Raw genomic sequence first — 18,546 nt, forward strand, 5'->3', positions numbered from 1 at the left:
CTTACTTTAGCAAACCTGTTTATCTTTGCCTGATAACCTACGCTATCATGAACTTAACAACACTTACTGCTATATCGCCGGTAGACGGCCGCTACCGCCGCAACACCTTTGAGCTTTCCGGCTTTTTTTCTGAGTTTGGCCTGATACGTTACCGTGTGCTTGTAGAGATAGAGTACTTTATTGCGCTATGTGAACTGCCATTACCCCAATTACAGGGCATAGACAAAGGCCTTTACCCAGCTTTGCGCGAAATTTACAACAATTTTACAGAAGCCGACGCCCTGGAGATAAAGGACACGGAGAAAATCACGAACCACGACGTAAAGGCAGTTGAGTACTTCATAAAAAATAAGTTTGACGCACTTAGCCTGGGTGACTATAAAGAGTTCATACATTTCGGCTTAACCTCTCAGGACATCAACAATACAGCTATTCCGCTATCGATGCGCGAGGCTGATGAGCGCATACTGCAGCCGGCTTACCAGCAGTTGCACCAGCGCCTGAGCGAACTGGCCCAGGATTGGAAAGACGTACCCATGCTGGCACACACGCATGGCCAACCAGCCTCTCCTACCCGTTTAGGAAAAGAGTTTATGGTATTTGCCGAGCGTCTGGAGGCACAGATGGACTTACTGCGCCAGGTGCCGTTCTCGGCTAAGTTTGGTGGCGCAACCGGTAATTTTAACGCACACCACATAGCTTACCCAAGTATAAACTGGCCTGAGTTCGGAAACCGGTTTGTGCAGGAGTCGCTGGGGTTGAAGCGTAGCCAGTATACTACCCAGATAGAGCACTACGATAACCTGGCAGCATACTTTGACGGATTAAAGCGCCTGAACACTATTCTGCTGGACTTCTCAAGAGACATCTGGCAATATGTATCCATGGGCTACTTTAAACAGAAGATCAAGGCCGGAGAAGTAGGCTCATCGGCTATGCCGCACAAGGTAAACCCTATTGATTTTGAGAACGCTGAGGGTAACCTGGGCATTGCCAACGCCATTCTGGAGCACCTGTCGGCCAAATTGCCTGTTTCCCGTTTACAGCGCGACCTAACCGACTCTACCGTACTGCGCAGTGTTGGCGTTCCGCTGGCGCATATAATTATTGCCCTGAAGTCGCTGGAGCGTGGCATTGGCAAACTGGAGCTTAACCACGCTGCCCTTAACCAACACCTGGAAGAGAACTGGGCCGTTGTGGCAGAAGGCATCCAAACTGTGCTGCGCCGCGAGGCTTACCCACAGCCCTATGAAGCCCTTAAAGCTTTGACTCGCAAAAATGAAAAAATGACAGAACAGTCTATCCACAGTTTTATAGATACCCTGGATGTAACTGATGCGATTAAAGCCGAACTTAAGCAGATTACGCCATTTAACTACACTGGAGTAGATTTACTGTAGTAAGTATAAAGTAGTATAAATACAGAGGCCCTGCAGTGTAACGATCTGCAGGGCCTCTGTATTTAAAACAGGATTTAATTACAAACTATACTTCGGCTTACAATTTTCCCGTTTGTAATCGTCATCTCGTTACCGTCAGCATCATACAAAGTACAGTTAAACTCAGCCGTTACCAGCATCTCCGATCTATTATCCATTTTGTTCTCCTCTATGCTGGTTACTGTAAAACTATTGTTGCTATGGTCCGCTGACCTAAGATCGGTACGCCATACTTTACCATAGATATCAGTATACCTGATTATTACCCCATCTACTGTTATCTGGTCAGATGACGTTGTTTCTTTTCTGTAAGCATAAGCTCCCTCCTGCAGCATGGCTTTGCTTTGCGTGCAACTGGAAGCGCAGGAAGTTTGCTGTTTTACAAAAGAAATCTCCAGCGACTTTTTGGTGTCATTAGTCTTGGTAAGCAGCATGTTCTGGGATTCTACGCAGCCTAGCGTATTGGCTGTGGTGTATACAGTCGCCTTGCTTTCATAGCCGTCCTTTCCTTCAGGTAGCAGCATAGACTTTCCGTCCATATCGGCCTCAAAGTACAGCTCTCTGGTTAGCTTTACATCTTCTTTATCGCAACTGCTAAGGGCAAGTATACAGCAACAGGATAACAGGGCGGCAATCACTGGTTTTGTTTTCATGGCTTTGTTTTGGTTTAAGTTCGTTAACAAAATTCAAAACGCTGCAACCTTCTATAATATTATACTTTTGCTATGTTTTAGCGGTATATTTTGTAACAGTAAAATGAACGATAGCTGCAGCAAAATGCAATTCAGAAACCTTGTAGCTTAGAAAAATCACTCCAAAGTATATTTATTTCTCAGTTTATCGTTCAATACCTATCGTTAGGTGTGCCTGGCAAGTAAAGAAACTAAAACGAAACACCGGCAAATGAACGAAGACAAATATCTGCCCTATGCCAGTTTGCTTTTGAGGTTGGCACTGGCTGTAACGCTACTATCAGCAGTGGCTGACCGATTTGGATTCTGGGGCGACCCCGGCGATAAGAATGTAGCCTGGGGCAGCTGGCTCCGGTTTGTGGAGCACATGCAAACACTTGTGCCATTTGGCTCCCGGGAAACGGCAGACAAATTTGCGATGGTAGTAACCGTGTTTCAGATAGCTTTTGCTCTGATGCTTTTGTTCGGGATTAAAATACGCTGGGCTGCTATTGGCACTGGCATGCTTTTTTTCCTTTTTGCAGTGGCCATGTCTATCGCTTATGGTATAAAAGCACCTCTCGATGCATCCGTATTGGTAGGTATGGCAGCAAGCTTTTTACTCGCCTGCATCCCGATATACAGATGGACACCGCATGGCATTAAGAAGAAAACAGTTTACCGCCCTTACTAATGCTGCTCTACTGCTTGCCTTACCAGGTCGTTCTGTAAAAAGTACTCCAGTGTAAATCGTGCTTCTGTAAGCTTGGATGTATTTGCCACAGTGCGTTTCTCTACTTCAAAATCTCCTTCGTTAAAGGGCTTAAAGAAAAACTCATTCCCTAAAGTATATGGCAGCTGCTCATACTTTTCACCGGCTGCTGCGGCCATTTCCGTCATCGTATAATCCCGTGGACCCAATAAAACTTCAATAGATTTACCATTAAACGACTGGTGTAACAGGTGCTGGGCAGCCACACCCGCCACTTCGTAAGACGAGATATAGGGCAGTAACAAATCAGGTGCATAAGGTGTGTGCAGCCCCCAGTTCAGGTTCTCGAAAAAGTTTGCGCAGCGCAGGTGCTTGATGTGCACTCCTTCCAATTTGTTCAGTTCCTGTTCCAAAGCAACCAGCCTTGTGGGTACCCCCGATTTACATACTACACTATTGCTGATATTTACAATGTGTGTAACCGGGCTGTCTTTTAACAATTTACCCAAACGTGCTGCAGTAGCCACTGGGTTTGCCAGGTGCTCGTCAGGCACGGTTAAGAAGAGGCTGGTAGTGTTAGCAAAGGCCTGCTGCAGAAAAGTATCGTCTCCGAAGTCGCCTTCCAGTATGGTGGCCCTACCTTCAAACTGTTGCAATCGCGCGCGGCTCCGGCCTGCTACTGCCACTGTGGCGCCGGTTGCCAGTAACTCGTTGGCTATTTTACCCCCGATATTGCCAGCCGCGCCCAGCACAAGTATACTATCTTTCTTCATAGGTTTATTTTGTAGCTAATGTGTATCAGGCAACAAAAGAAAACAATTCTACTAAAAGCTAATATGATAGCAGACATAACGCTGCATTAAACCGACATATAACCGATTTTAAAGTAAAGATAGCTACCAGGGCAAGCCGTTCAGGTCTATAGACTCAGGCTTTATAAATGGCTGCTCTTCTGATGAGAGCAGCATTACATTAGAATCGTATAGTTGTCTGCCAGTAGGTTGGTCGTAGTAAAGCGTGGGGTGTACTTTGTACCAGCCAAGCCGGGTATAGAAAGGCAACAAGGCATCTGCACAAAGTAATAAGCCATACTTGCAGCCTAAGTCGTTAAAAAGATACTGCTCTGTTGCTCTAAGTATCTCAGATGCAAAGCCCCTCCCCCTGAACTCTTCTGGTGTGATTACATTGTTTACTCCGGCAACTTTATACTTTTTGCCATCTATACTTACATCGCGCAGCACTACATTATAGAAAGTTGCCACCCTACCGTTTTCATACTTTATAAAAGTCCAGTCGGGTTGTGCCCAGGTATGGTTCTGCACAAAAGGTACGTGGCCAAATGCGGCATGAATGCACTGTTGCAACTCATCAGCATCAGCAGGGCTAAGGTTGCTGTATTTTATACTTTTGATCACAGTTTTATTTGAAGTTTGCTTCTCAAGCCAAAGCTATGACGTACTAAAGTTAAAGCTAATTTACTTCAAAAGTATGCGTGCTGTATATTGGTATTCCTTTTTTAGAGATGCCTTGTAGTATGATTATATACTTACCTGCTATGTCAGAAGTATAAAACTGTAACCCGGCTTTACCCTTTGCAGTGGTGTTCACATTCGGTGCCCAGTATAGCAGATTGCGGAAGTCGGCAAGGCGGCTTCGTTTTTGTTCTTCTGTTTCATAAGTGGGCGCGTAAAATTCCCTTTCCCGTTGTAAACCTTCATAAGACTGTAACAGAGAGCGGGGGTCCAGTTCAAACCCTGCCAGGTCTCCCTGGTAGGTTGTATAACTCACAAGGCCATCGAATACCAGCGGGCCGTTAAAAAACCTGCTGGTAGTTACATCCAACTTATTTACCTTAAGCGGGTCAAATGCCATTATCTTATCAATATCAAAAACTGGCACTCCGTCTAACAGCACCATCGGGTTATCCTGAAAAATAGACTTGTTTGGCCTGTCTAGTACCATAAAGTGAAACTTGCCTCTTCGCTTCCGCACATGAACCCCCGGCACATACTCACGCATTACTTCCTCCATTACCTTAAAGCGCTTGTAGTCATCAAGCAGGTACTGGTCTGATGGAAGGCCGTAAAAGGCTGTGCTGTCTATGCCTGCCGGCCTGAACCTGTTATGGTAATTACCAAAGTAGGCATGTTGCACTTGGGTCTGCACGTGGCGCAGGGTAACATCCTGGTGCAGCTTTTCAGAAAGCCCGAAAGCAGGAAGTGTGTTTGTGCTATACTTATCTGAGAAAGGGTTAAATATCTCGAAGTGGTAGGTGCTGTCCTTTGCAAAGTTGCTCTGCACTATTATATCCTTCTGCCCAAAAAAGTCCTTTAATTCAAACCGCACCAAACCATTTGCATCGCTTACACCATTTTGTAAGCGAATATGTTTGCCCGGCGAAGACAGATAGGTAGTAATACCCGGAGCTGGTGCACCATTGGAAACATGAGTAACCTTACCGTTTATTAAATGCCCATTATACTCAGGCACATATTGGTAGGCAACAGGTTCTTTGTCTAAGATATCCTCCCACTTAAAGCGGCTCCAGCCATGTGTGAGCATCAGGTTATCCATGGCTTGGGTATCTGCGGCACCCACTCCGGTAAAATAGTAGTCGGGGTTCTCAATCTCTCCTTTAAGATCTGATGTAAGCCTCAGGTAGCTTTCTATATTATTGGTAAGGCCTGTCTGCAGCGAATCCAGTTGGTATACCGCCATGGATAAAAATGCAGGTGCAACATCCCCTGTTTTAGTCTTACCCACTATTTCGAGGTTAATTTTTTCACGGGTGCCATACTGTTGCTTGTCTGCTTTAATTTCGAACTGTAAAGGCTGGCTCGGGCGCTTAAAGTATAATCTTTCACAGATTGGCTGCTTTTGAGCGTTAAAAACTGTAAAATGAGTAATGCCATCTGCCAGCACTTTCTCATCAACCAGAAAAACAGCCGCTCCCTGATTTAGAGTTGCTGCTTCCGACACTGCTATCATACGCCTGGTGTGGCCAAGCAGGTATAGTTGCTCGGCCTGTTTTCCGGGCTGGTTAACAGTTATCTTTATTTGCCCGTTACCTGTGTGCTCTAAGTGTAATGCATAGCCCTGATCGTAGACTTTTGGAAGTGGTTGTACAACGCTTCGGTTATCTGCCAGTTTAAGGGTAGCTGTATATTTCTCCCCCTGGGCCGGAACAAAGGTAAAATGCCCCGCACCAAACTTATACGGTTTAAAAGCAGCAACTTTATTACCATGCTGGTCATGTAGTTCACCCGAAAAATCTACGCCCTTACCTGTAGTTTGATCTACAGTTTTGAAGGCTACTGTGTTAGTAACTCCGGCCACCATGTTTCCGCCTTCCGGGAAAAACTGAATAGCATAAGTAGTTGGTTTAGGTGCTGCTTCCTGGTCCAGGCTTTTAAAAGTGTTAACGATAGTTACCGGCTGTTCGAAGAAAAGCTCAGGGCCATAGTTCTTCATTAAGTTAGTATAAGCCCTTACCGTATAATTACCTGAATTAAGTGTAGCGGGTATTGCAAAAGAGCCATTGCCTGTACCTCCTTTCAAGGCAAATTTTGTTTGCAATACTGGCTTTTGGGCTACATCTAACACTTCGATATAGGCTATTTTACTGATGTCCAGAAGTTGGTGAAGCGTTGCATCTACATTGTATAGTTTAAACCACATGGTTTCTCCGCAGGCATAAACCGGCCTGTCGAGGTGAAGAAACATTTTTTCCTGTAATGTATTCTTCCTGTGCAGGTCAAAATTCTGTTCTATACTTTTAAAAGCATCGGTTTGAGCAGTGGCCTGCCCTGCACTGCCGATACAAAGTATAAAACAAAGTATAGCCTGCAGATAAGCTTTAGCCATGTTTAAAGATCGTAAGAAAGTATATTGGTTCTTTAACACTTTGGTTTGATAGTTTATATTCCGCATTATTCCCAGTAATCAGGCTTTACATTTGTGCCCCTTACAGTGCAGTCTACACACGCCCTGGAGGCGTACACATACCCTATCGGGAACATACCGCCACTAGGAGGATATACTTCGCTTACAGGCATGTTGTATCCACCCTTAAAGTAGTCAACAATATTACCCTGCGACAGGAGCATCGTATCAGCGATACAGGTAGGGTTAAACAGACGCCATTCTCTCGGAAGATCTTTGCTTTCCAGGAAAATCCGTTTTTCCTGCATCGTAGAGGCTGATAAAAATCCTATAACTGGCTCCTCCGGGTTGGTGGTACAGCGTATGTTACTTGTTAGTTGTGAAGGTAACGGGTCGAACAGTGTACCAATGCTCTCTGTGTTCTTCTTTAGTATTTCCCAGTACTCATAAGCCTGACGGGAAAGCGCATACTGCTTTACCAGCAGGCTATACTTTATGGCTACTCTTTCTGAGTTATAGGGCAAAGCAAGTAATTTATAGTTGCTGATCACATCTTTGCTCAACCTCGCAGAGTTACTGAGCTCTATGGTAGTAGACCGTTCTGTTCTCCAGCAATTACTGATCTCCTCATCCCGGTCATCGCGGATACGTATAGCACCGTTCTCATACTTAAATATGGTTGGAAATGCAGGTCTGAAGTGCCAGGTATCTTCAAACTCCCATCTGTAATAGCGGGTATCATTTTTCGGATCATGGGTACTTACAAAAAACTGTACTTCATTGTCTACCGCCTTCCAGGTAACTTCGTCGATGGCAGGTGTCTGTTTTACTTCGATAAAGTCAGATACATACTCTTTGTTATCCCTGGTTTTGATAAACAGCCTGTATTTAACTGCTGGGTTAAGAGTTAAACTGCCGATGGTATAATTTCCACCACCAATATCCTGCAGCCTGTAGTTTTCTCCGTTTTCTGCCTCAATTTTAACTACTGCACCTGTCTCTGCAGGGGGCGTACTTTCATCGGACAGGTTCTGCGTGCGGAGTAACTGTATGGTTGTAGGGCCATTGCTATTAATAAAGCCATTTACTACCAGAAAGCTGTTTGGAGCCTCCATCACTTTAGGAGAATAAGGCTCTACACAGCTGCTAACCAACAGCATCAAAAACCAACCAAGGGTAACTCTCCAATTCTTGATCTTCATATGCTTAAAACTTAAAATTATAGGTTACAGTAGGTATAGGCTGCCCGAATATCGACATCTTATATCCTCTGATTCTACCGTGCTCTGATTTAAAATAAATGGAATAAGGATTCTTTCGCCCTGTCAGGTTATACACTGCCAGGGTCCAGGAACTGTGTGCAAGCTTTTTGATCTTGTGGTTGCCTTCAATATTCATGGCAAAATCTACGCGGTAATAATCGGGTATGCGGTACTGGTTTCTGTCTGAGTACAGAATACGCTGGGTGCCTCCGTCATAGTACTTGGCCAGCGGCAGGGTAATTGGCCGTCCGGTATTGTATGTAAAGTTAAGGGAGGTGCTAAAGCGCTGGCTAAAGCGGTAGTTACTGATAAGTGTAAAATCATGAGGCTTATCAAAATTGCCCGGATAGTATTCGCCCCTGTTTATGATCTCAGACGTGGTTGGGTCGTTTACCCTAACCAGCGTGCGGGAGTAAGTATAGCTTACCCAGCCGTTAAGCTTACCGGTTGCTTTCTTCAGCATCAGCTCCACACCATATGCCTTTCCTTCAGCATTGGCCACATCGGTTTCAATGTGGTGGTTCATAATGATAGAGGCACCGCTTCTATAATCCAGGAAATCCTGCATCCATTTATAGTAAATCTCTCCCGAGAACTCGATGGTGTTGGCCCTGAAGTTTCTGTAATACCCTAGTGCCACCTGGTCTCCTACCTGCGGCTTTATATTGCTGTCGCTAAGTTTCCAGGTATCGGTAGGCGACATAGACGCTGTGTTAGAGAGCATGTGCACGTACTGGCGCAGCCTGTTGTAGCTGATTTTGACAGATGAATTATCGCCTAAGCCATACCTTGCCGAAAGCCTGAACTCAGGGCCATGGTATGTAGCAATTGTTTTGCCGGCACCGAAAGACACGGTATCCATGATGGTGCTTTCCGTTTTAGGCACACCAGGCAAATAGGTAAACACATCTCGTGCACCTAAAGCATTAAATACCGAGTAACGAAGGCCTGCAGATACTGAGAGCCGCGGACTCAAATCTATACGGTCTGAGATAAACACGGCACTTTCAACTGCTCGCTCCTGCTGCAACTTATCCTCAGTTATCAATGACTCACTGCTATGGGGTGTTAAACTTCCAGGCGATACGTTATAAAGTATAGAACTGGCCCCGAAATCTACTGTATGCTTTGAGTTTGGAAAGTAGTTAAAATCTGCCTGTATGCCTGTTTGATCAATGCCAAAAGCCAACGTTGCGGCATTTACAGCATTTCCTTCGTTAGATATATCGTAACTGTAATGGCTGTGAGTGCCCGTAAGAACACCGTATAATTTGTTATGGAAAACATGTTTCCATTTTAGGCTGGCGTTCTGGTTTTTAAATCTGTACAGCGTATCTGCGGCCAGTTTGAATCTATCCTTGCTCAGGTAACCAGTAAAGTATAAACTGTTTTTCTCGTTTACTTCGTGGCTGATGTGGGCATTTACATCATAAAATGATGCCTCGCTGTTTTTAAACGAATCGTTTGGCAACTGCTTTAGTACCCAGTCCGAGTAAGTGGTTCGGCCACCGATCAGAAAAGAGGTTTTATCTTTTACAATGGGGCCTTCGAGGGTGAGTCTGCTGGTAAGCAGGCCTATGCCGCCAGAACCGGCAAACTGCTTCTTGTTACCTTCCCGAGTCGATACTTCTAATACCGACGACAAGCGTCCGCCATATCGGGCAGGTATAGCACTTTTATACAACTCTACCGACTTTAAAACATCAGGGTTAAAAGCAGAGAAAAAGCCAAATAAGTGCGATGGGTTATAGATGGTGGCATCGTTAAGCAGGATAAGGTTCTGGTCTGTAGAGCCGCCGCGCACGTTCATGCCTGTACTACCCTCTCCCACTGATTTTACACCCGGCAATGTTAGCACCACTCTCAGAATGTCGGTTTCGCCGAAGGCAGTTGGCACCTGCTTTATAGTTCTGATGTCGAGGCGTTCCATGCCCATCTGCAACCCGGAAACATTACGGTCTTTCTCTGCTTCTACCAGTACCTCTTTCAGCGATCTAACATCTTCTTTTACTTCAATATCAAGCTTACCGTCTCCGTTAAGTATGATCTGGCGCCTGGAGTTCTTTAAACCTACACCACGTATCTTTAACTCGTGCCTCCCGGTAGGTAAGGTAAGAGAATAATACCCGTATTGGTCAGATGCTGTTCCTACAGTTGGAGAGTCGATATAAATATAGGCACCTATAATAGCCTCCCCTGTTCTGGCATCGCGCAGCGTACCTGCCAGGTTTGCCTTACCTGTTTTGCTACTGCCCTGTGTACCAATTTCATATAACTTGATCTCTGAAGCAGCTTTTTTTTGTGGTTCTTCACGGGTTATAAATGGCTCTGCAGTAAACTGATCCGGACTAGGGTTTGTACTGTTCCCTTTGTAGAATCCAGCAGGCAAACTCGTTAAGATAGGACGCTTTTTTGTAATAAATACCTGTTTCTGCTCCCCGTAAATGGCAAAATGCAGCCCGGTACCTTGCAGTGCCTGCGTAAGCACCTGGCTCAATGGCTTTGCTTCGGCCTGCAGGTTTATGAGCACAGTGTCTACGGAAGCTGGATCAAAGTAAAAAGTATAGGGCACTTTAGTTTCCAGCTCCTGAACGAAGCTCTGAAACGGCATATTGTTATAATTCCCTGTAACGAGGGGATCATTGGCAATCTGCGCAGAGCTGGCGGCTACAGAGCAGGAAAGCAGCAGGATGAGAAGAATAAGATTTCGGTAAAGGTTGGCCATATGGTTGATTAAGCGGCAGACTGGAAAATAATGGAATTGAAAGTAGCTGATATCCGCAGTACATTAATTCTTTAGAGCATCGTACTGTTGGGCAATTTTCAGAATAGCTTCTTCGCGCCGGCTCCTGAATTTGAGTTTGTTCGCTCTGGCAAATTTGCTCAGGTTCTTTTTCTCGTCGTTTAGTACTTTTAAAACAGAGCTTTTAGAGCCAACCTGCTGATAAGTACCATCCTTCCATAAATAGAATTTATCTTCTATAGTATACTTTCCTTCCCTGCCGTCAGCAGAAAGCCGTTCCTGATAGTTCTTCTCACGGCGGGCAAAAACTTTTATGCTGCCGTTGTAGAGCATGTCGTAAAAGCCGGGTTGCATTTGAGTACCGGCAGCACTATCTGCATCAAAACGTACAAAAGTATGGCCTCTTAACTTAAAGGAATTTACTTTCTGCTTTACCAGTTTCTGAGAGTAGCTACTACCCGGATGCAAAGTAACAAGTTCATCAATCAGAATATCGTAGAGTATAGGTATCTCTTCAAACCAGGCTCCATCATAGAGCACACTGCCATTCTGAAATGTTTTCTCCTGAAAGAATTGATGTCCTTCTGCGTATGACTTGGCAGGTACATAATATTCAGTACCATTATAAAGAAGTGCATGTGCGCCTATGGTGCTTCTGTAAGTTTGAACAGCATTTGCCACGCTATGCTGCACAAAGCTTGTATCAGGAGTTGCAACCTGAGCTATGAGAGCAGAAGGGAGAAAAAAGGCAATAAAAAGGTATAGATAGAGTAGTAAACCCTGTCGCATAAGCAGATGATAGAAAGTAGATAGTAGTTAAAGCGGCTGTATTAAAAGCCTAATATAAGAGAGTTTAATGTTATAACAAGCAATGCTTCTTAATTATTTACAGTGCGTCCTCACCATCTTTATATACAGGCTGAATGAGTTGTTATTATATGAAGGCTGTCCCGGTATAGTTTATACTTTGGCCACTAAGTATAAACTATACTTTCTCGGCAAGTTCCCAGATAGCTTGCACAAATCGCTGCCAGCTAAAGCGCTTTTTATACTTTGTGATGTTTTGGATAAGTACAGGCGCATCTCCGGAAGTATAAAACCGAAATATGGCATCGGCAATGGCTTTAGGCTCAGGCGCGGTTACGTATCCTACTTCTCTATCAGGGACAAGTTCTGCTAATCCTCCAACCTTGGTTACCACCATTGGCTTATCAAAATGGTAGGCTACTTGCGTAACACCACTCTGTGTGGCGTGCTTGTAGGGCTGCACCACCAGGTCGGCAGCACAGAAGTAATGGCGTACTTCGGAGTTAGGGATAAAATCCGTTCTGAGCACTAGCTTTTCCTGCAGGTTCAGTTCCGCAATCAGTTGTTGGTAAGGAGTGGCATCCTCGTAGAACTCTCCTGCTACAATCAACCTTAGGTTCGGGAGAAATTTTAACTGTCCATCGTCCAGCGCCTTCAGTAGTATGTCCAAGCCTTTATAAGCCCTGATAAAACCGAAGAAAAGAATGTAATTGTACTTAGAGTCTAAGCCAAGCGCTTCACAGGCTTCTTCTTTAGTCTCTGCGGCTCCAAAATTATCATAGAGCGGGTGCGGCAAGTATACACTCGGCTTCTTTGGTTCGAATTGCTCCAAATCCTGCTGCACCGAACGCGACATGGTTATGAACCCGTGGCAAGCTTTCAGGAAATACTTTGTGAAAGGAATATCGCCGGGACGTTTTTCATGGGGCACTACATTATCGGTAATGGCCAATATGCGGCTATACTTGTTTCTGCGGATAATGCGGGCAATGGTACCCAAGCATGGCCCCATAAACGGCAACCAATACCGGAAAACAACAAGATCAGGCTTTTGCTTTTGTATGTATTGGCCGGTTTTCCACCAGCTGATAGGGTTAATAGAGTTAATAAGTACTTTTATACTTAAACCCTCCGGTGCAGGCTCGTCAGAATACTGGCTTTTGCCCGGAAACAGGAAAGTGGGGTATTGTAAACTAAACGTAACAATCTCTACATCATCACCAGCCTCTTGAAAGGCAAGTGCCAGGCGTTCGTTAAAGGTAGCCATACCTCCGCCGCGCAACGGGTGCGCCGGGCCAACGATAACTACCTTACTGGCCATTATTTCTTTAAGGCTCCTACTTTATCCCGGATCAGGTACTCATTCCGCTTGTTAGAACCAAGGGATATCATCTCAGCAAGGAAACCAGCCAGAAACAGCTGTACACCAAGTATAACAGCCACCAATGCCAGAAAGAATAGCGGCTGGTCCACTATGTCGCGTGCACGTCCGTTAGTATATAACCCGAAAAGTTTCTGGGCAATCAGCCATACTGTAATGCCTAAACCAACTACAAACATTAAAGTACCCATGGTACCGAAGAAGTGCATTGGGCGTTTTTTAAAGCGGCTGACAAATGTAATAGAAAGCAGGTCCAGGAAACCGTATACAAAGCGCTCCAGGCCAAACTTAGTTACACCATACTTACGTTCCTGGTGCTGTACAGGCTTCTCTGCTATTTTGGTAAAGCCATTCCATTTGGCAATAACAGGAATGTAGCGGTGCATCTCGCCATGTACTTCTATGGTTTTAACAACCAGTTGCCTGTAGGCTTTAAGGCCGCAGTTAAAATCGTGCAGCTGTATCCCAGAAAGCTTTCGGGTAGCGGCATTAAATAACTTGGTAGGTATTGTTTTACTGAGTGGGTCGAAGCGTTTCTTTTTCCAACCGCTAACCAGGTCATACTTCTGGTTTTTGATCATGTCGTACAGGGCCGGTATTTCCTCGGGACTATCCTGCAGGTCGGCATCCATAGTAATAACCACTTCGCCGGAGCAGCGCTTAAAGCCCTCGTTCAAGGCAGCAGACTTACCATAGTTGCGATTAAAGCTAATGCCTTTTACAGCATTATCCTCCGCACCCAACTGGTTGATCACCTCCCAGGAGTGGTCGGTGCTACCATCGTCAACAAGTATAACTTCATAAGAAAACTCGTGCGCATGCATCACACGTTTGATCCAGCGCACGAGTTCAGGTAACGATTCCTCTTCGTTAAAAAGAGGAACTACTACCGAGATATCATAAGGGTATTGCATTTTTATTCAAACTCCGGTCTGCTGTTTTTCATAATGGCAGAAATAATCAGCGACAGTATAAATCCTAAGATCAAAGTTATAACGGCTGCACCAAGAATCATAGTAACGGGTCCCTGAAAGTTCTCTGCCATTTTCATGCCTGCATCAATCTGCTCGTCTGATAAGCCTTGTTGTATCATCTGCTCACGCTGTTTCTCCATCATACGGCTCATATACTCTGTATCTACAAACTCAGTATAGATCCAGGTAAATAATCCTGACAACAGACCAAAAAGAATAGATACGATTGAACCTATACCCAGCCCTTGCCCATAAGACATGTAGCCGTGGTTTTCAGACTTGTACTGCTTCATAGCAAGTACGATACCTGCGATAAGTATAAGGTATGCCAGACTGCTCAGAATGCGGTTGTCACCTAAGTCTGTAACCATAATAATAAGAGAGTACACTACTCCTACTAAAGCAGTAAGAAAGCCATATTTTACGGCTACAGAGGTAACAGAGGCTTGTGGTTGAGTTTCGATCATAAAGGTTAGTGTTAGTTATGTATAAATTATTTACGGAAGAAAACTGCCGCTACTAACGAGAATACCCCACCCACCAGAATCCTCCTCAAAAAATCATCAGCAGCTAACATACTTGGTGTTAACGTATCGATTGCCTTATACCCTGTCTCAAAATTCTCCTTACCTATCAGCTTAATCTGCTCTTCTCTTGTTTCTTCCAGTAGCATCTTCATTTCGGCAATGTGGTTCTGCAGAATTTCTGGCCCGGCAAAGCTTACAAACAAAAACACTAGCATAGCAGCACTTAAAGCTGTGTAAAAAGATACTGAAAGCCCAACTCTAAAACCACGCCCAAAACCAATCTCACCTTCATGGAAAAGCTTGAAATAACGTATTGCTAGAAAAATAAAGATAGGTATAGGCAGGTATGTGATGCGGCCCATATCGCCAAATGGGTTTGTTCCGGCAAAATATAAAACCATTACCAGCACAAAACACACTACCCCACACAACACGCCATAGCGCACACCTACTCTTATTATAGTCTGATTGAACATAATGGCTTTCTGCTGCTTTACTCTAACAGCATTTAAATATAAGTATAAATATATTAAAAATGACTAATGGAGCACTATCTGCCCCTTATGAACTATGCCTACTACCCTACCTTTTAACTCTTTGCCATAGAAAGGTGAATTTTTACTTTTAGATAAAGTATCGGTTTCCGTTGGTACCCAGGTCGCATTTGGCTGGAACAACGTTAAATTAGCCACCTCTCCTTCTTCTACTTTTGGTGTATTATGGCCGAGTATGGCGCGTGGGCCTGTTACAAACTTGTCTATCAGCTGCTCTGTTGCCAGCACCCCTGCCAAGGCAGTATTGGCTGCTGCAAAAGCTGTTTCAAGGTTTATGATACCGAAGTCTGCCAAATCAAACTCCAGCTTTTTTGCTTCTGTATCGTGTGGCAGGTGCGCCGATACCAGTGCATCTATAGTGCCATCTGCCAGTCCCTGCTTTATAGCTTCTACATCGGATTGGCTCCTGAAAGGTGGTGCCACTTTGTAGTTTGTATCGAACAGGCCGATGGTCTCGTCTATAAAACTAATCTGATAGCTGGCCACATCACAAGTAACCTGCAGCCCTTGCGCCTTGGCATTTCTAATGGCCTCTATGGCTGCAGCAGTAGAAACCAAAGAGAAATGCATTTTACCGCCTGCATAGCCAAGCAACTGCAGATCGCGGGTTACGGCAACCTCTTCTGACAACGATGGTATACCTTTCATACCAAGTTGGGTGCTGGTAATTCCTTCGTGCATTTGCCCATGCTCTGATAAGCGTACATTTTCAGGCTTGTTCATCAGCAAACCGTTAAACAGCTGTACATACTGTAAGGCTTTAAGTATAACATCAGCTCCCTGTATCGGTTTTATACCATCCGAGAAAGCTACTGCGCCAGCCTGGTGAAGATCTATCATCTCCGTAAGATCCTTACCTGCTGTATCCACAGTTGCTGCCGCAATGGGGTGCAGTGTAACGGGTAAGTTTGCTGAGTGGTTTTTGAGGTAATTAACAGCCCCTTTTGTCTGGATGACTGGATCAGTGTTAGGCAGGCATAGTACTTCTGTAAAACCGCCTTTGCTTGCCGCTGCTGCTATACTTTGAATGTCTTCTTTGTACTCATGGCCCGGTTCACCAACATAGGCATGCATATCCATCCAGCCACAAGACACGCTTAAGCCGTCTGTTGCTACAATTTTATCAGCTTCTGGCTCATCAGCACCAATGTAGGTAATGATACCATTATCGATAAGTATATTATGCTGCTGTAAATGAAATTTGGATTGCGGGCTGTAGATTGTTGCTGCTTGGAGAAGTACTTTCATGTTAGAGGAGTCTAATAAGTGCTATTTCGGCCATCAGGAAAAACAGACACAATATTAGGCAATATTTCCAAAGCTTCACGCCAAAATATCTTTTTTCGAACTCACCCTTCACAGAAAACGCATCACCGTAGTTGTAAACATGCACATTATTTCTATCTCCTATCAGGGCACGAAGCTCATCGGGGGTATATTGGTCTAACTGAGATTCACTTTTGCTATAGTTAAAAGCAAGTGTAGCAAGGTCCTGATTTTGTAGCTTTAAAGTATAAAATCCAGCTTTATTCATCTCGGCTGGTATGTTAAAATATAAGCTTCCGCCCCGAACTTGCTGTTCTGGAATAAAAGACACACTATCTTGCTGCAATTCGTAAACACCTTCTTTTGCAGTAGTACTCTTTAGAGGAATTCGTATAGTGCCATCTTGTAAAGTATAAGCCAGCGCCTGTTCCTGCTTGTAACCAGATATAGCTAACTTATACATCACCGGAACAAACAAAGCATGGTTAACTAACCCATTATATTCCTCCAGGAGAGGCGCAGCCATTAAGTAAACCCTACCATTTCCTCTGTCAAACCGCGACAGGTAAGGTGCACCACCCCTGAATTTCAGAATGTCCTCCGACGACTTGGACCATACCAACTGACGATTAGCAACTGGCATTGTCATCTTGGCATCGTAGCCCGAAAATATACTTTTAAAAAAAGGATTATTAGGATCAGGAGCCGTTAAAACTGTTTTGGTAGACTGATTAGAAGCACCAGAAAAATTTGCAGAAATATTTAATGCTTGAAATAGATTACTATAACCATTCTTGGCTGGACTGGCGCCGGGACTTAGCATAACTGTACCCCCTGCTTTTATATAGTTTGCTATAGTTGCAGCCAAAGACGCCGATAAGTCATTTAGGCTGTTAAGTATAACTACATCGCTTGCAGCTATTTTAGCGTAATCGAGATTTCCGGAAGTATAAGTATTAAACTTAAATATAGGTTCGCTACTGAACAAGCGTTGCAACGGACTTGTTTTATTCTCTGTAATTTCAGAAATGATTATACTTGACGATGGACTTAGTGTAAAGTAATACGTATTATCAAAATCTACTGGAAAATCATCTACCTGAATATAAGCCTGCTGTGACAAATTGTCTCTTATCGTAAAATTTAATACAGCTTCTGTAGTCTGTTGCGCAGGCAAATCTATACTTAATGCAGCAACTTGGCTATTCTGCACAAAAAGTTTAACTGGAACATCATCTAAAGAAACAGAACCGGTGTTTCTAATCTTTACATGCAATAAATTGTCAGAGTTACTTCTTATAAACTCATCTTCTAGGTACACAGAATCTATAGCTACATTTGAATTTCCAGCCGAAGCAATGGGTACAACATGCACTTGCGTTAAAGAATCGTATCGCTGCAAAGCTGAAGGATTAAATGACTGTTTCTGATAGTCAGACAGAATAAAAACATGGGAAGGCTTAAACAACGCACTTGTAATGGAAGGGAAATCTGAAGCAGCGTAATCTAGTTCCTCAAGATTAATCTTTGCATCAGTTGCATTTAAAGGTCTACTGCGACCATAATGTTTTCCAGATATAACAGAAAAAGCGGTTGTGGCTGGGAATAGATTAACTATTGACTTAGCTCTTTCAACAGTGCCAGTCAAAACAGAATAATCCTTCTCAACCTGTAAATTTTGTGCACTAAAGGAATTGTCAACCAATATAGCCACATCAGAATTATCAGTTTGGAGAATTTGATTAGATGCCGGAAGGAAAGGTTGCGCAAAGGCAAGTACCAAGAAAGAAATAAACAGTATACGGCATATCAGAATCAAAATTTCCTTAAGCGTCTTCTGACTGGAGGTAATGTCTTTGGATACCTGTATAAACTTAATGTTACTGAAAATTACTCGCTTAGCCCTTCTCAACTGAATTAAGTGCAGAATAATCGGAACAGCAATAGCTGCAAGCGCAAATAAGAAAGAGGGATAGACAAAAGCCATAGTACAAGTTAAAGAGGATATAGGCCAAAAGCAACAGCATAACCTGCTTCTATACTTTAGAACCTCAACTATGGTTAACGAAAAGAGATGCAGTATTAATATAAAAAGGCTAGAGAAGAGAAATTCCAACTCTAATATGACGAATTTAGATTCACGGTCTTTTGCTGACGCCCCCGGCTGTACAACAGGTGATGTGTGCCGGTATCTTTTTTTTTGTTGGTCAAAAAAAAACCGGGGCAGCGTCCTTATGGGATGCTGCCCCGGTGTTGGGGTTGGCGGCCACCTACTCTCCCGGGTGTGACCCCAGTACCATCGGCGCGTCCGGGCTTAACTTCTCTGTT

15 protein-coding genes are annotated in these 18,546 nt (G+C 44.0%); 2 read left to right on the forward strand and 13 right to left on the reverse strand.

What is annotated here, in order from left to right; translation table 11 throughout:
* The first annotated feature begins 47 nt into the window (after window positions 1-47).
* Window positions 48-1,400 (forward strand): adenylosuccinate lyase, encoded by a 1,353-nt coding sequence (gene purB, locus K0O23_RS17125; protein ID WP_219878670.1) that lies wholly within the window; start codon window positions 48-50, stop codon window positions 1,398-1,400.
* Window positions 1,401-1,474: 74 nt separating this feature from the next.
* Here purB and K0O23_RS17130 read toward each other — a convergent pair whose 3' ends face one another.
* Window positions 1,475-2,092 carry a hypothetical protein gene (locus tag K0O23_RS17130; protein WP_219878671.1) on the reverse strand — a complete coding sequence of 206 codons (618 nt, stop codon included), beginning with the start codon at window positions 2,090-2,092 and terminating at the stop codon, window positions 1,475-1,477.
* A gap of 250 nt (window positions 2,093-2,342) precedes the next feature.
* On the opposite strand from K0O23_RS17130, the gene K0O23_RS17135 reads away from it, so the two are divergent.
* Complete coding sequence (locus K0O23_RS17135) at window positions 2,343-2,804, forward strand: MauE/DoxX family redox-associated membrane protein (protein ID WP_219878672.1); 462 nt, start codon at window positions 2,343-2,345, stop codon at window positions 2,802-2,804.
* Here the strand turns inward: K0O23_RS17135 and K0O23_RS17140 are convergent.
* The 12 genes from K0O23_RS17140 to K0O23_RS17195 form a co-directional block, all read right to left on the reverse strand.
* Entirely contained in the window at window positions 2,801-3,595 is a 795-nt protein-coding gene (locus K0O23_RS17140; protein ID WP_219878673.1) for an NmrA family NAD(P)-binding protein, read from the reverse strand. The genes K0O23_RS17135 and K0O23_RS17140 overlap by 4 nt on opposite strands.
* A gap of 123 nt (window positions 3,596-3,718) precedes the next feature.
* Window positions 3,719-4,237, reverse strand: a complete 519-nt coding sequence (locus tag K0O23_RS17145; RefSeq protein ID WP_219878674.1) for a GNAT family N-acetyltransferase — start codon at window positions 4,235-4,237, stop codon at window positions 3,719-3,721.
* A 55-nt stretch (window positions 4,238-4,292) separates the two neighbouring features.
* Window positions 4,293-6,686, reverse strand: coding sequence for a hypothetical protein (locus tag K0O23_RS17150; RefSeq protein ID WP_219878675.1), 2,394 nt, complete (start codon window positions 6,684-6,686; stop codon window positions 4,293-4,295).
* A 65-nt stretch (window positions 6,687-6,751) separates the two neighbouring features.
* Window positions 6,752-7,906 (reverse strand): DUF4249 domain-containing protein, encoded by a 1,155-nt coding sequence (locus K0O23_RS17155; protein ID WP_219878676.1) that lies wholly within the window; start codon window positions 7,904-7,906, stop codon window positions 6,752-6,754.
* Window positions 7,907-7,910: 4 nt separating this feature from the next.
* Window positions 7,911-10,691: a TonB-dependent receptor gene (locus K0O23_RS17160; RefSeq protein WP_219878677.1), complete on the reverse strand. Its 2,781-nt coding sequence runs from the start codon at window positions 10,689-10,691 to the stop codon at window positions 7,911-7,913.
* Between the two features lie 63 nt (window positions 10,692-10,754).
* Complete coding sequence (locus tag K0O23_RS17165; protein WP_219878678.1) at window positions 10,755-11,390, reverse strand: hypothetical protein; 636 nt, start codon at window positions 11,388-11,390, stop codon at window positions 10,755-10,757.
* Between the two features lie 304 nt (window positions 11,391-11,694).
* A complete protein-coding gene (locus tag K0O23_RS17170) occupies window positions 11,695-12,837 on the reverse strand; it encodes a glycosyltransferase (RefSeq protein ID WP_219878679.1) in 1,143 nt (380 codons plus the stop codon).
* A complete protein-coding gene (locus K0O23_RS17175) occupies window positions 12,837-13,811 on the reverse strand; it encodes a glycosyltransferase family 2 protein (RefSeq protein WP_219878680.1) in 975 nt (324 codons plus the stop codon). The genes K0O23_RS17170 and K0O23_RS17175 overlap by 1 nt, the downstream gene beginning before the upstream one ends.
* Before the next feature lie 2 nt (window positions 13,812-13,813).
* Complete coding sequence (locus K0O23_RS17180; protein WP_219878681.1) at window positions 13,814-14,338, reverse strand: DUF4199 domain-containing protein; 525 nt, start codon at window positions 14,336-14,338, stop codon at window positions 13,814-13,816.
* 26 nt (window positions 14,339-14,364) lie between these two features.
* Complete coding sequence (locus tag K0O23_RS17185; RefSeq protein ID WP_219878682.1) at window positions 14,365-14,874, reverse strand: DUF4199 domain-containing protein; 510 nt, start codon at window positions 14,872-14,874, stop codon at window positions 14,365-14,367.
* Between the two features lie 63 nt (window positions 14,875-14,937).
* Window positions 14,938-16,200: a dihydroorotase gene (locus tag K0O23_RS17190; RefSeq protein WP_219878683.1), complete on the reverse strand. Its 1,263-nt coding sequence runs from the start codon at window positions 16,198-16,200 to the stop codon at window positions 14,938-14,940.
* A gap of 1 nt (window position 16,201) precedes the next feature.
* Window positions 16,202-18,205, reverse strand: a complete 2,004-nt coding sequence (locus tag K0O23_RS17195; protein ID WP_219878684.1) for a BatA domain-containing protein — start codon at window positions 18,203-18,205, stop codon at window positions 16,202-16,204.
* Between the last annotated feature and the right edge of the window lie 341 nt (window positions 18,206-18,546).

Origin of the sequence: Pontibacter aydingkolensis, assembly GCF_019443125.1 — a bacterium.
GTDB lineage: Bacteria > Bacteroidota > Bacteroidia > Cytophagales > Hymenobacteraceae > Pontibacter > Pontibacter aydingkolensis.